The sequence below is a fragment of the Anoxybacillus sp. CHMUD genome (genome assembly GCF_013096965.1).
Classification (GTDB): domain Bacteria; phylum Bacillota; class Bacilli; order Bacillales; family Anoxybacillaceae; genus Anoxybacillus; species Anoxybacillus kestanbolensis_A.
Window position 1 is genome coordinate 42,328 of sequence record NZ_SDLG01000015.1, and the last position, 13,673, is coordinate 56,000.

A 13,673-nucleotide genomic window follows, 5' to 3' on the forward strand; every position below is an offset into this window, starting at 1 on the left:
GAATTTTATTCCCTCTACCTCATACAGAGCTGAGGGGGAGAAATTGATGAATTTAGTATTGATGGGACTGCCGGGTGCCGGAAAAGGGACACAAGCAGAAAAAATCGTTGAGAAATACAAAATTCCTCACATTTCTACTGGGGATATGTTTCGAGCAGCGATCAAAGAAGGGACAGAGCTCGGTTTACAGGCGAAGTCGTACATGGATCGTGGCGATCTTGTTCCAGATGAAGTGACAATCGGCATTGTTCGTGAGCGATTAAGCAAGGACGATTGCCAAAACGGATTTTTGCTTGACGGTTTTCCAAGAACGGTCGCTCAAGCAGAAGCGTTAGAAACACTTCTTCAACAGTTAAATCGTTCAATTGATTATGTCATTAACATCGAAGTAGATAAAAGCATTTTAATGGAACGTTTAACAGGTAGACGCATTTGTAAAGAATGTGGCGCAACATATCATCTCGTATTCAATCCGCCAACTCAAGCTGGTGTTTGCGATAAATGTGGCGGAGAGTTGTATCAACGTGCAGATGATAATGAAGCGACCGTAGCAAATCGTCTTGAAGTTAATATGAAACAAGCGCAGCCGTTGCTCGATTTTTATGAAGCAAAAGGGTACTTGCGCAACATTAACGGACAACAACATATCGATCAAGTGTTTGCTGACATTTGTGAATTACTTGGGGGCTTACAATAATGATCATTTGCAAAACCCCACGCGAAATTGAAATTATGCGTGAAGCTGGCCGAATTGTTGCCTTAACTCATCAAGAATTACAAAAATATATCGAGCCAGGCATAACGACAAGAGAGCTCGATCATATTGCTGAAACGTTCATTCGCAAACATGATGCAATTCCTTCGTTTAAAGGATATAATGGATTCCAAGGGAGCATTTGTACGTCCGTAAACGAAGAACTCGTTCATGGCGTTCCGGGAGACCGTGTGCTTCGCGAAGGAGATATTATTAGCATCGATATTGGCGCAAAATATAATGGATATCATGGCGATTCGGCTTGGACATATCCGGTTGGCGTCATTTCCGAAGAGGCGAAAAAGCTTTTAGAAGTGACAGAGCAATCGTTGTATCGCGGATTGGAAGAAGCGAAACCTGGCGCACGGTTAACGAACATTTCTCATGCGATCCAAACGTATGTCGAGGCGCATAACTTTTCGGTTGTGCGTGAGTATGTTGGGCATGGAATTGGTCAAGACTTACATGAAGATCCGCAAATTCCACATTACGGTCCACCAAACAAAGGGCCGCGGTTAAAGCCAGGAATGGTTCTATGCATTGAACCAATGGTGAATGCAGGAACCCGTTATGTTCGCACGTTAGAAGATAATTGGACGGTCGTCACAGTAGATGGCAAACTTTGTGCTCACTTCGAGCATACGATTGCGATTACTGAGACGGGATATGAAATTTTAACAACACTTTGAACGCTTTAACCTTCTTTGCGGATGCGCATCGTAAGCTTTAAACTGGTCGTGTTAGTTGAACATGTTACTCATTTCAAAAAAGAAGGGAGAGCCGTTCAATGGCGAAAGACGATGTAATTGAAGTGGAAGGTACAGTCGTTGAAACGTTGCCTAATGCCATGTTCCGAGTGGAACTTGAAAACGGTCATACTGTTTTAGCTCACGTTTCAGGTAAAATTCGTATGCATTTTATTCGCATTTTACCAGGTGATAAAGTGACGGTGGAATTATCACCTTACGATTTAACACGTGGAAGAATTACGTATCGATATAAATAACACTCCGCACGAACAAGGAGGTAAGTTCACATGAAAGTTAGACCATCTGTAAAACCGATTTGCGAAAAATGCAAAGTCATTCGCAGACGCGGAAAAGTTATGGTGATTTGTGAAAATCCAAAACATAAGCAAAAACAAGGATAAAACTTGAGGAGGTGTACAAATTATGGCACGTATTGCAGGTGTAGATATTCCTCGTGACAAACGTGTAGTCATTTCATTAACATACATTTACGGAATCGGTAAAGCAACTGCACAAAAAATCTTAGCAGAAGCTGGCGTATCTGAAGACACTCGCGTTCGCGATTTAACAGAAGAAGAATTAGGAAAAATTCGCGAAATCGTAGATCGCTTAAAAGTAGAAGGAGATCTTCGTCGTGAAGTATCTTTAAACATTAAGCGTTTAATGGAGATCGGTTGCTACCGTGGTCTTCGTCATCGTCGCGGATTGCCAGTTCGTGGCCAAAATACGAAAAACAATGCTCGTACACGTAAAGGTCCACGTCGTACAGTAGCGAATAAGAAAAAATAATTAAGTAAAGGAGGTTCATGAACGAATGGCACGTAAAACGAATACGCGTAAACGTCGTGTAAAAAAGAATATTGAATCTGGTATCGCTCATATCCGTTCGACTTTTAACAACACAATCGTCACAATTACAGACGTTCATGGAAATGCAATTTCTTGGTCAAGTGCGGGTGCGTTAGGCTTCAAAGGTTCTCGTAAGTCTACTCCGTTCGCTGCACAAATGGCTGCAGAAGCTGCTGCAAAAGCATCAATGGAGCATGGCATGAAAACTGTTGAAGTAAACGTAAAAGGTCCAGGTGCTGGTCGTGAAGCAGCGATTCGTGCACTTCAAGCGGCTGGATTAGAAATTACAGCAATTAAAGATGTTACACCGGTTCCACATAACGGATGCCGTCCGCCAAAACGTCGTCGTGTTTAATTTCTCTGTATAGAATTTGCGTATGTGTCAATAATGGGATATAGTCATTCTTACAGGGAAATGAAAAACAGTTGTTGTGCACATTCGGGAACTTATTCATGGGGGAATTTCGATTGAGCTGTCATCGGTTTAATCGGGGTTTCGACGTTTTGAAGGAGGGTTAAAGGAATGCTGGAAATTGAAAAGCCGAAAATCGAAACGGTTGAAATCAGCGAGGATGCCAAATATGGCAAATTCGTCGTTGAACCACTTGAGCGTGGATATGGTACAACTTTGGGTAACTCCTTACGTCGTATCCTGTTATCCTCACTCCCTGGTGCCGCTGTAACATCTGTTCAAATAGATGGTGTATTGCACGAGTTTTCAACAATTGATGGCGTCGTGGAAGATGTAACAACGATCATTTTAAACATTAAAAAGCTAGCGCTAAAAATTTATTCGGACGAAGAAAAGACGCTTGAGATTGATGTACAGGGTGAAGGAGTCGTTACAGCTGCCGACATTACTCACGATAGCGATGTAGAAATTCTCAATCCAGACCTTCAGATTGCTACATTAGCAAAAGACGGTCGTTTACGGATGAGAATGACAGCAAAACGCGGACGTGGGTACACACCAGCTGACGCTAACAAGCGCGAGGATCAACCGATAGGTGTTATCCCGATCGATTCCATTTATACGCCGGTATCGCGCGTATCGTACCAAGTCGAAAATACGCGCGTCGGTCAAATGACAAATTACGACAAGTTAACGATCGACGTGTGGACAGATGGTAGCATCGGCCCGAAAGAAGCAATCTCACTAGGGGCAAAAATTTTAACAGAGCACTTAAACATTTTTGTGAACTTAACAGATGAAGCGCAACACGCTGAAATCATGATCGAAAAAGAAGAAGATCAAAAAGAAAAAGTGCTCGAGATGACAATTGAAGAGCTTGATCTTTCTGTTCGTTCGTACAACTGCTTAAAGCGTGCTGGCATTAATACAGTACAAGAGCTTGCGCAAAAAACAGAGGAAGATATGATGAAAGTGCGCAACTTAGGCCGCAAGTCGCTTGAAGAAGTAAAGGCGAAGTTAGAAGAGCTAGGATTAAGCTTACGTAAAGATGACTAGTTAAGCGTTTGGTTAACTAGGCATTTTCATGTTAAAAGTGAAATAAAGGAGGGACATCACATGTCTTACAGAAAATTAGGACGCACAAGCTCTCAACGTAAAGCATTGCTTCGTGACTTAGTGACAGACTTAATCATTAATGAGCGAATTGAAACAACAGAAGCTCGTGCAAAAGAGTTGCGTTCTGTTGTAGAAAAAATGATTACATTAGGAAAGCGCGGCGATTTGCACGCACGTCGTCAAGCGGCTGCATTCGTACGCAAAGAAGTCGCAAACACAGAAACAGGTCAAGATGCGATTCAAAAATTGTTTAGCGACATCGCACCTCGTTACCAAGACCGTCAAGGTGGTTATACGCGCATTATGAAACTTGGACCACGCCGTGGTGACGGTGCGCCAATGGTTATTATTGAACTAGTTTAATACGTTTTTACAAGGGCGAGACAGTTTTTGAACTGGATCTATGCCCTTTTTTTGTTTTCTTTTTTGTAGTAGAGTAGAGAGTAAGAAAATTCAGAAGAGATGAGGAGAGAGACGTGGAAGTTGCAGTACGTGTAGAACATGTGAGTTTTCAATATGCAAATGAACAAACACATGCCCTGCAAAACGTGTCGTTTCAAGTGCACAAAGGCGAATGGGTAACGATTGTCGGACATAATGGCTCAGGGAAGTCCACGCTTGCAAAGTTGTTAATTGGATTGCTACCACCGACAAGCGGCACGATTCACGTATGTGGGATTCCATTAAATGACGAAACGGTATGGGACGTACGTGAGCGATTAGGTATTGTATTTCAAAATCCAGATAACCAGTTTGTTGGAACGACTGTTCAAGATGATGTTGCCTTCGGTCTTGAAAATCGCGGCGTACCAAAACATGAAATGGAAAAGCGCATAAAAGAAGCGTTACAAAAAGTAGGTATGGAAAATTTCATGAATGACGAACCACATCGTCTATCAGGTGGACAAAAACAACGTGTGGCGATCGCAAGCGCCATTGCTCTTCAACCAAATATCATTATTTTAGATGAGGCAACATCGATGCTTGATCCGAATGGCAAAAAAGAAGTGCTTCAAGTGATCCAATCACTTCGTCGTGAACACGATATGACGGTTATTTCAATTACTCATGACTTAAATGAAGTGGCAAAAGCCGACCGAGTGATTGTCATGAATAAAGGAAGGATCGCACTAGAGGGAACACCTAAACATATTTTTGCGCATGGGACGAGGTTAGAAGAAATGGGGTTAGACTTACCGTTTTCGATGCAACTAAGTCAACGGTTGAAGGACGATCGTATTCCGATTACAACCGATCATTTGACAATAGAGGGGTTGGTGAGTGAATTATGGACATTGTATTCCGCGATGTCGAACATCGCTACCAAATAAATACCCCTTTTGAGAAGCGGGCGCTGTACGATATTCATGTTAACATTCGTAGTGGCTCGTATGTTGCGGTAATCGGTCATACCGGATCAGGAAAATCCACCTTTTTACAACATTTAAATGGCTTACTTCAACCGACAAAAGGGACGGTTCATCTTGGTAATTGTACAATTACAGCAGGAAAAAAAGAAAAACAGTTAAAGCCTTTAAGGAAAAAAGTGGGCATTGTGTTTCAATTTCCTGAACATCAACTATTTGAAGAGACAGTAGAAAAAGATATTTGTTTTGGACCGATGAACTTTGGAATGACAGAAGAGGAGGCGAAAGCTCGCGTTAGTGAGTGGTTAGCGCTTGTCGGATTGCCAGAAGACGTGCGACATAAATCCCCATTTGCTTTGAGCGGTGGGCAAATGCGTCGGGTGGCTATTGCGGGTGTGCTAGCAATGGGCCCAGAGGTACTCGTGTTAGATGAACCTACTGCAGGGTTAGATCCTCGTGGGCGAAAAGAAATGATGGATATGTTTGCACAACTCCAACGACAAAAAGGAATGACGATTGTGCTTGTTACACATAGCATGGAAGAGGCAGCACGCTATGCGGATGACATTATCGTGATGCATCAAGGAACGATTGTGCGAAGAGGAACACCTGAACATATTTTCCAACACGTCGATGATTTAATAAACCTCGGGTTAGATGTCCCTGAAACAGTTTTGTTTCAGCGGGCAATCGAACAAAAATTCGGTGTGCAGTTTCACACCCCATGTTTGACGATAGAAGATGTCATTAAAAACTTAAAAACGTTATTTAATAAGGTGAAGCGCATATGATGAACAGTATGATTATTGGAAAATATGTTCCTGGAGATTCTCTTATTCATCGTCTTGATCCACGCACGAAATTGTTGTTCATGTTTATATATGTATTCATTGTGTTTCTTGCTAACAACGGCTGGACATACGGATTGTTGACCTTCTTCACATGTGTGTTGTTGCTTTTATCACGCATCCCATTTTCATTTATGGTGAAAGGGTTAAAGCCAGTTTTATGGATTATCGTATTCACATTTCTTCTTCATGTATTGTTAACAAAAGAAGGGGAGATCGTTTTCCAATGGCTTGGGATCGAAGTGTACGATAAAGCGATTCAACAGGGGACGTTTATTTCGTTGCGCTTTTTACTTCTCATTGTTGTTACAACGCTAGTGACGTTAACGACGACGCCGATTGAAGTGACAGATGGTATGGAGTCGTTGCTTTCACCGTTAAAAAAGTGGAATATACCTGTGCATGAATTAGCGTTAATGATGTCGATTTCTCTTCGCTTTATCCCAACATTGATGGAAGAAACCGAAAAAATTATGAAAGCTCAAACGGCCCGCGGTGTCGATTTTTCAAGCGGACCGCTATCAGAACGGATGAAGGCGATGACGGCGTTGCTCGTTCCGCTATTCATTAGCTCCTTTAAACGAGCAGAAGAGCTGGCTATTGCCATGGAAGTACGCGGATATCGGGGCGGCCGAAATCGAACAAAATGGCGCGAGTTAACATGGAGACGAATAGATACAGCTTTTATGCTTTTGCTTGGCCTATTGGCTATTTTGCTATGGTTACTTCGTTCATAAAAAGGAGCGAACATCATGAGAAGAATCAAATGCACTATTGCGTACGATGGTACGCATTTTGCGGGGTACCAAATTCAACAACAAAAGCGAACGGTACAAGGAGAGCTTGAGCGTGCGCTTTCGATCATTCATAAGGGGCAATTTGTTCGCGTATATGCGTCAGGACGGACGGACGCTACGGTCCATGCATATGGACAAGTCATTCATTTTGATACACCGCTTACGATCCCAGATGAAAGATGGCCAAAAGCATTAAACGCTCTTCTTCCCGATGACGTCATTGTGAAAGAAGCAAGCGAGGTACCTTCTTCTTTTCATGCGCGGTTTAGTGTGAAAAAGAAAGAATATCGTTACCGTGTCTGGATAGGAGAGAAAAACGTATTTTTACGCCATTACGTCTATCACCATCCGTATGATGTTAGTGTCCCAGTGATGAATGAAGCCCTTCGTTATTTAATCGGAACGCACGATTTCACGAGTTTTTGTTCAGCAAAAACAGAAGTGGACGATAAAGTTCGTACAATTTATGAAGCGGAAGTTGTTCAGGAAGGAGAAGAGCTTATCTTCCGTCTCGTTGGCAATGGCTTTTTATACAATATGGTTCGCATTATCGTTGGAACAGTGCTAGAAGTCGGGCGCGGAGAACGATGCGCAGAAGAGATCAAAACAATTTTGGAACAGAAAAATCGAAGCGTTGCGGGAAAGACAGCCCCAGGTCACGGTCTTTATTTGTGGCACGTTTCGTATGACAACTAATCCAGGTGTAACATTTTCTTGACATTGGGTGTTGAAAGAGATATTATATCATATGGTATGTATTTTAAACCCACGATTAGCCCCGGAAATTAATCGTGTTGAAATAAATATCGCTTGTTCATTTTTTATTTTAGGAGGGAAAACAAATGCGTACGTATATGGCGAAGCCAAATGAAGTAGAACGTAAATGGTACGTTGTTGATGCAGAAGGCAAAACGTTAGGACGTCTTGCTAGTGAAGTTGCTGCAATTTTGCGCGGTAAACATAAACCAACTTACACACCGCATGTTGACACTGGTGATCATGTGATCATCATCAACGCAGAGAAAGTTGAATTAACAGGTAAAAAATTAACAAACAAATTATACTACCGTCACAGCTTACATCCAGGCGGATTAAAAGTAAGAACAGCGCTTGAAATGCGCACAAATTATCCAGAGCAAATGCTTGAAAGAGCAATTCGTGGCATGCTTCCAAAAGGTAGCCTTGGTCGTCAAATGTTCAAAAAATTGCACGTTTACCGTGGAAGTGAACATCCGCATCAAGCACAAAAACCAGAAGTTTACGAACTTCGTGGATAATTGATTAAAGGAGGGCATTATTTTGGCACAGGTACAATACTACGGCACAGGCCGTCGCAAAAGTTCAGTTGCGCGTGTGCGTCTCGTTCCAGGTGAAGGACGTATTATCGTAAATGGTCGTGACATTCGTGATTATGTTCCATATGAATCGTTAGTTGAAGTTGTAAAACAACCGCTTGTTTTAACAGAAACATTCGGTAGCTATGATGTGTTAGTAAACGTAAGCGGCGGTGGATTTACAGGTCAAGCAGGCGCAATTCGTCACGGTATCGCTCGTGCGTTGTTGCAAGTTGACCCTGAATATCGTCAAACATTAAAGCGTGCAGGATTATTAACGCGCGACTCTCGTGTGAAAGAGCGTAAGAAATACGGTCTTAAAGGCGCTCGTCGTGCACCACAATTCTCAAAACGTTAATTCAAAAATCTCGGCAATTATTTGCCGAGATTTTTTTGTATATCTCTCCTTTTTACGTGGACAATATGTGTGAGGAGGGATAAAAAGTTGGGAATACTTACGTCGTTTACGGTAAAAAAGGTAGAAAAGCAACTGATTGATGAACGAAATGCATTGCGCGATCTTTCTTATCGTGAACTGTGGGAACGTACGCGCACGTATTGGAAGCGATACATGGTTATTTCTGAATGTATTGAAACAATATGTATTGATGTGGCGATTGAAGCATATTTGATCGGAGTACATTATAGTCGTTTTATATATTATGGTGAATCAACGGAAACAGTGAAAAGACGTTGTACTGATGAATATACGCAACTTATTTATGAATTGTATGAGCATATGAAGCAATACGGAGATGACTTGTACGATGTATGCGCCCGTTACATAGATGGATGGTGGAAAGAAGGAGTCGAAAAAGGATTGCGTCGCAAACGTCTTCGTTTAAAGTAATTGTTCTAAATTCCTCCCTTGTCCCATATAACATAAATAGTGGGGAGGAGAAGGGATGAAAATACGTATTATTATTTTTTTCATTGTTTTTGTCCTTTTTTTACAGTTTTATGTCCTTCATGATCGCTCTTGGAAAGCATGGAGCTTACCGTTATCAGGAAAAATTATTGTTCTTGATCCGGGGCATGGAGGACCTGATGGGGGAGCGGTTGGAGGAGACGTTTTAGAGAAAGAAATCGCGCTACATGTGGCGTTGAAATTACGCGATTATTTGCAACAACAAGGTGCGCTTGTTCAAATGACAAGAGAAGGAGATCATGATTTAGCTAGCGAACAGACAAGAGGATATAGCCGAAGAAAAATAGAAGACTTACAACGGCGAGTGCAGTTTGTTAATGAGTCAGAGGCAGATTTTTTCATTAGTATTCACTTAAATGCCATCCCTTCGCCGAAGTGGAGAGGCGCACAAGTTTTTTACTATCCTTCATTAGCGGAAAATGCAAGATTAGCTAAGTTTATTCAACAAGAGCTACGTGTCAATTTGGAAAATACACATCGATTGGCGAAGCCCATTCAAACGGTATATTTATTAAAAATGGCTAAAAAGCCAGGGGCTTTAGTTGAAATTGGTTTTTTATCAAACGAGGAAGAACGAAAACTACTAGCGTCTTCATCGTATCAGGAAAAGTTAGCGGCTTCGATTTACAAAGGCATTTTACGTTACGTATCAAATGAACGTGATCCTTCTGAGTGAGAAGGATTCATTTTTTTATCCAGAAAATTATGTTATATTGAAAGTGTGAAATCGAATACATAAGGATTGGTGAGGTGCAATGTTGACAGAAAAACAAGTTGTGGAGCTACTCGAAACGATTTACGACCCTTTTTTGAAAAAAACGTTTAAAGAAACAGGTGCAATTCAAGAAGTTAAAATAAATAAAGAAAAAGGGCTAGTAAGTGTAAAAATTGCTTTAGCGAAAACAGGAACGGCAGAACAACTTCAAGTGCAACAAACCGTTGTGCAACGTTTAAAAGACGCAGGAGCGTCTTCTGTCGGGCTTCGTTTTGCCCAATTGCCGTTTGAAGAAGAACGTACAACAAATGAACCGATTTATTTAGCGATTGCGAGCGGAAAAGGAGGGGTAGGAAAATCAACCGTATCCGTCAATTTAGCCGTTTCGCTTGCTCGGCTTGGGAAAAAAGTTGGGTTAATTGACGCAGATATTTATGGATTTAGTGTACCGGATATGATGGGCATTACAGAACGTCCGGTTGTTCGTGGAGAAAAAATTATTCCCGTTGAACGTTTCGGTGTAAAAGTGATTTCGATGGGGTTTTTTGTAGAAGATAACTCGCCGGTTATTTGGCGTGGACCGATGCTTGGGAAAATGTTAAAAAACTTTTTTGACGAAGTGGAATGGGGAGAATTAGACTACTTATTATTAGATTTACCACCAGGTACAGGGGATGTAGCGTTAGATGTGCATACAATGCTCCCAACATCGAAAGAAATCATCGTAACAACTCCTCACCCAACGGCTGCTTTTGTTGCAGCGAGAGCGGGGGCGATGGCCGTTCGGACGAATCACGAAGTTGTTGGTGTTATCGAAAATATGTCTTATTTTGAAAGTAAAACAACCGGTGAAAAAGAATATATTTTCGGAAAAGGGGGCGGCCAAAAATTAGCGGAAGAATTGCAGACGGATTTACTTGGGCAATTGCCGCTTGGGCAACCGGATTGGAATGACGAGGATTTTGCTCCTTCTATATATGGTGAAGATCATCCAATTGGAAAAGTATATATGGATATTGCTAAAAAAATTATTGCGAAATTACGGTGAGGGGCTTAGTCGCCCCTCATGCTGTTTGATCTTCACTTGATCCTTCTTGATCCGATTTTTTCTTATCGCCTTGCATTTCTTCTGCTGCTTTGATGAGGATGTCTTCAATTTTTGCTTTAAATAACGGGCTGTTGAATGTTTCTGTAATGACTTTTTGTAAGTGAGCTCGAAAATCTTTGTTTTTCATTTCTGTTTGTATTAATTTTTTCATTTCTGGGTTTTGCATAATGTCCACAATCATAGCTTGATATTCGGGATCTTTCATTAACGCTTTTAATAATTTTTCATGCTCTTCCTGCATGCTTTTCGCGAAACTTTGCGCGAACTTTGGGTCTTCAAAAGTTTTTTTCCAAAACGCTTTTCCTTTTTCAGAGGTTAATGTTTCTTCGATAGTTTTTTTTACAATTTGTTGATCCATAACAAGCTGTTGTTTGACTTTTTCATCACTCATCACTTCTTGAATTGCTTTTTTTCCTTCGTCTGTTTTTAAAATATCAACGACCATTTTTTTCGTTTGGTCGTAATCGGGTTGCGCAGGAGTTTTTTCTTGCTGGGCACACCCTGTCATCATTAATACGTAACTAAACACGAGGAGCAAAAGTGTTCGATTCATCATCAAGGGCCCCTTTCAACAAATTTCCTTACTGTTAATATTCAATGTTCTTTGAAAAAATATTCGCTAGCATTTTTCTTATTTCGTTGATAGAATTTTGAAAGGGATATTGAGAAGTGGAGGTTGCATAAGTGAACAGTCGAAAGTGGGTTCAATTATTTTTTTCTACGTTGTTTGTCGGCGGAATAAGCACGGGGATTGTTGGCTTTGTTGTGAAATGGAATGAATACGCACATCTTTTCACATCGTTTGAGATAAAAGAAATTTTATCTGTTCTCGTTTGGCTTATTGGTGTAGGTTTCATTTTTAGCGTCATTAGTCAAATGGGCTTTTTTGCATACTTAACGATTCATCGTTTTGGACTTGGAATTTTCCGATCTGTCGGACTATGGAATGCGGTACAAATTGTTCTCATTGCTTTTGTTTTATTTGATCTCGTTTATTTTCGCTACCAACTGTTTGCGAAAGAAGGCGAATCGATCGTCAGCTATGTACTCGTTGCTTTATTGATTTTTTTGTTTGGACTCGTTGTAGCCTATGTAAAAATGCGTGAGACAAATAAAGAAGCGTTTGTTCCTGCGTTATTTTTTATGGTTGTTGTAACGGTGATTGAGTGGTTTCCGGTATTGCGGATCAACGAAGAAAATTGGTTGTATTTAATGTTGTTTCCGTTATTGATTTGTAATGCGTATCAGTTGCTTACATTGCATCGACTTTTGCGGAAATAAAATGAGGCTTGCTGCCTCATTTTATTTCTTTACTTTTTATATGAGCGTTATTGACAAGATCGGATATGGTCACACTTTTATATCCTTCTTTTTTCATCCAAACGATAATTTGCTCTAATGCATGAGCGGTTTGCTTCGCTGAGTCTGATGCATGAAGTAACACAATATCTCCGCCTTTTGCGTTTTTTGTCACATTTTCAACAATGACATTTACGCCAGGATTAAGCCAGTCTTTTGAATCAACACTCCAATGAACAACAGTATGACCAAAAGAATGAACAACTTTCAAAACGTTTTTATTAAAATTTCCTGTCGGCACGCGTAGGAAAGGGGTATGTTTAATGCCTAACGTATCAAACACTTTTTTAGCTTGAGCTAAGTCACGAATAATTTTCCCTCTCTCTAGTTCAGTATAGTTTTTGTACTCATAACCCATACTCCCGATCTCGTGTCCATCATCTACGATTTTTTTTACGATGCGTGGGTGACGTTCAGCCCAAGAAGCAGATAAAAAAAATGTAGCTTTCACTCCATGTTTTTTTAGCACGTTTAAAACAGGTATCGCATTTGTTTCTCCCCAACTAATATCAAATGTCAATGCGAGCTCATTGTTTTTATTTTCAACTTTGTAAATGGCTTTCGGCCCAGGGTCAGTGGAAAATACAAACTCACTTGCAAGCTGTTGAATGTAAAAAATCGAAGCTGTGACGAAGGCAATTGATATGATGAGAAGCCATTTTTTTATTTCTTTTCCGTCGAGTATATAAAAAAACTTCAACATTTGTCCCCCCTTGTCCTTTTTATGACCATCTTATGCAAGAAATAACATGATATGATCAACGAATAAACGAGAACATTTTTTTTTAAAAATAATGTTGACAACAAAATAAAATGTATGTTAAATTAATAAACGTCGTCAGCAACGAAAAATGTGGTTGACGATAAGTGAAAAAAGTGTTAAAATGCTGAAGTCGTTGTTTGACAAAGAGATGTTCCTTGAAAACTGAACGAAGCGAAAAGCGTAAAGAAGCTAGAGATATGAACTTTCTATGGAGAGTTTGATCCTGGCTCAGGACGAACGCTGGCGGCGTGCCTAATACATGCAAGTCGAGCGGACGAATCGAAAGCTTGCTTTTGATTCGTTAGCGGCGGACGGGTGAGTAACACGTGGGCAACCTGCCCTGTAGACGGGGATAACACCGAGAAATCGGTGCTAATACCGGATAACACGAAATGTCGCATGACGTTTCGTTGAAAGACGGCGTAAGCTGTCGCTACAGGATGGGCCCGCGGCGCATTAGCTAGTTGGTGAGGTAACGGCTCACCAAGGCGACGATGCGTAGCCGACCTGAGAGGGTGATCGGCCACACTGGGACTGAGACACGGCCCAGACTCCTACGGGAGGCAGCAGTAGG

General features: G+C 41.0%; 20 protein-coding genes and 1 rRNA gene. 19 read left to right on the plus strand and 2 right to left on the minus strand.

What is annotated here, in order from left to right:
- Positions 1-46: 46 nt before the first annotated feature.
- The 17 genes from ETB99_RS10580 (at position 47) to ETB99_RS10660 (ending at position 10,917) form a co-directional block, all read left to right on the plus strand.
- A complete protein-coding gene (locus ETB99_RS10580) occupies positions 47-697 on the plus strand; it encodes an adenylate kinase (RefSeq protein ID WP_171700558.1) in 651 nt (216 codons plus the stop codon).
- Positions 697-1,443 (plus strand): type I methionyl aminopeptidase, encoded by a 747-nt coding sequence (gene map / locus ETB99_RS10585; RefSeq protein ID WP_006322635.1) that lies wholly within the window; start codon positions 697-699, stop codon positions 1,441-1,443. The genes ETB99_RS10580 and map overlap by 1 nt, the downstream gene beginning before the upstream one ends.
- Before the next feature lie 98 nt (positions 1,444-1,541).
- Positions 1,542-1,760: a translation initiation factor IF-1 gene (infA, locus tag ETB99_RS10590; RefSeq protein WP_003247618.1), complete on the plus strand. Its 219-nt coding sequence runs from the start codon at positions 1,542-1,544 to the stop codon at positions 1,758-1,760.
- Between the two features lie 30 nt (positions 1,761-1,790).
- Complete coding sequence (gene rpmJ, locus ETB99_RS10595) at positions 1,791-1,904, plus strand: 50S ribosomal protein L36 (protein WP_000868344.1); 114 nt, start codon at positions 1,791-1,793, stop codon at positions 1,902-1,904.
- A gap of 22 nt (positions 1,905-1,926) precedes the next feature.
- Positions 1,927-2,292, plus strand: a complete 366-nt coding sequence (gene rpsM / locus ETB99_RS10600) for a 30S ribosomal protein S13 (RefSeq protein WP_003397691.1) — start codon at positions 1,927-1,929, stop codon at positions 2,290-2,292.
- 25 nt (positions 2,293-2,317) lie between these two features.
- The gene (gene rpsK, locus ETB99_RS10605; RefSeq protein WP_003397692.1) at positions 2,318-2,707 is read left to right on the plus strand and encodes a 30S ribosomal protein S11; all 390 of its coding nucleotides are present in this window, start codon (positions 2,318-2,320) and stop codon (positions 2,705-2,707) included.
- A 168-nt stretch (positions 2,708-2,875) separates the two neighbouring features.
- Positions 2,876-3,820 (plus strand): DNA-directed RNA polymerase subunit alpha, encoded by a 945-nt coding sequence (locus ETB99_RS10610; protein WP_012573864.1) that lies wholly within the window; start codon positions 2,876-2,878, stop codon positions 3,818-3,820.
- A gap of 60 nt (positions 3,821-3,880) precedes the next feature.
- Positions 3,881-4,243, plus strand: a complete 363-nt coding sequence (rplQ, locus tag ETB99_RS10615) for a 50S ribosomal protein L17 (RefSeq protein ID WP_003397694.1) — start codon at positions 3,881-3,883, stop codon at positions 4,241-4,243.
- Between the two features lie 113 nt (positions 4,244-4,356).
- Positions 4,357-5,211 (plus strand): energy-coupling factor ABC transporter ATP-binding protein, encoded by an 855-nt coding sequence (locus ETB99_RS10620; protein ID WP_171700559.1) that lies wholly within the window; start codon positions 4,357-4,359, stop codon positions 5,209-5,211.
- Complete coding sequence (locus ETB99_RS10625; RefSeq protein WP_128999493.1) at positions 5,169-6,038, plus strand: energy-coupling factor ABC transporter ATP-binding protein; 870 nt, start codon at positions 5,169-5,171, stop codon at positions 6,036-6,038. The genes ETB99_RS10620 and ETB99_RS10625 overlap by 43 nt, the downstream gene beginning before the upstream one ends.
- Positions 6,035-6,832, plus strand: coding sequence for an energy-coupling factor transporter transmembrane component T family protein (locus tag ETB99_RS10630; protein WP_077429971.1), 798 nt, complete (start codon positions 6,035-6,037; stop codon positions 6,830-6,832). The genes ETB99_RS10625 and ETB99_RS10630 overlap by 4 nt, the downstream gene beginning before the upstream one ends.
- A 15-nt stretch (positions 6,833-6,847) precedes the next feature.
- Complete coding sequence (truA, locus tag ETB99_RS10635; protein ID WP_128999492.1) at positions 6,848-7,588, plus strand: tRNA pseudouridine(38-40) synthase TruA; 741 nt, start codon at positions 6,848-6,850, stop codon at positions 7,586-7,588.
- Between the two features lie 146 nt (positions 7,589-7,734).
- On the plus strand, positions 7,735-8,169 hold the full coding sequence (gene rplM / locus ETB99_RS10640) for a 50S ribosomal protein L13 (RefSeq protein ID WP_012573869.1): 435 nt from the start codon (positions 7,735-7,737) through the stop codon (positions 8,167-8,169).
- 22 nt (positions 8,170-8,191) lie between these two features.
- Positions 8,192-8,584, plus strand: coding sequence for a 30S ribosomal protein S9 (gene rpsI, locus ETB99_RS10645; RefSeq protein ID WP_003397701.1), 393 nt, complete (start codon positions 8,192-8,194; stop codon positions 8,582-8,584).
- 87 nt (positions 8,585-8,671) lie between these two features.
- Entirely contained in the window at positions 8,672-9,076 is a 405-nt protein-coding gene (locus ETB99_RS10650) for a DUF2521 family protein (RefSeq protein WP_171700560.1), read from the plus strand.
- Positions 9,077-9,131: 55 nt separating this feature from the next.
- Positions 9,132-9,830, plus strand: a complete 699-nt coding sequence (gene cwlD, locus ETB99_RS10655) for an N-acetylmuramoyl-L-alanine amidase CwlD (RefSeq protein WP_171700561.1) — start codon at positions 9,132-9,134, stop codon at positions 9,828-9,830.
- A 79-nt stretch (positions 9,831-9,909) separates the two neighbouring features.
- The gene (locus ETB99_RS10660) at positions 9,910-10,917 is read left to right on the plus strand and encodes an Mrp/NBP35 family ATP-binding protein (protein WP_006322622.1); all 1,008 of its coding nucleotides are present in this window, start codon (positions 9,910-9,912) and stop codon (positions 10,915-10,917) included.
- 16 nt (positions 10,918-10,933) lie between these two features.
- Here the strand turns inward: ETB99_RS10660 and gerD are convergent, their stop codons facing one another.
- Complete coding sequence (gene gerD, locus ETB99_RS10665) at positions 10,934-11,533, minus strand: spore germination lipoprotein GerD (protein ID WP_077429968.1); 600 nt, start codon at positions 11,531-11,533, stop codon at positions 10,934-10,936.
- Positions 11,534-11,661: 128 nt separating this feature from the next.
- Here gerD and ETB99_RS10670 point away from each other — a divergent pair, with 128 nt between their 5' ends.
- Entirely contained in the window at positions 11,662-12,258 is a 597-nt protein-coding gene (locus ETB99_RS10670; RefSeq protein ID WP_004888716.1) for a KinB-signaling pathway activation protein, read from the plus strand.
- 16 nt (positions 12,259-12,274) lie between these two features.
- Here the strand turns inward: ETB99_RS10670 and pdaB are convergent, their stop codons facing one another.
- A complete protein-coding gene (pdaB, locus tag ETB99_RS10675; protein WP_077429993.1) occupies positions 12,275-13,036 on the minus strand; it encodes a polysaccharide deacetylase family sporulation protein PdaB in 762 nt (253 codons plus the stop codon).
- A 268-nt stretch (positions 13,037-13,304) separates the two neighbouring features.
- On the opposite strand from pdaB, the gene ETB99_RS10680 reads away from it, so the two are divergent.
- A 16S ribosomal RNA gene (locus ETB99_RS10680) occupies positions 13,305-13,673 on the plus strand; the annotation flags it as partial.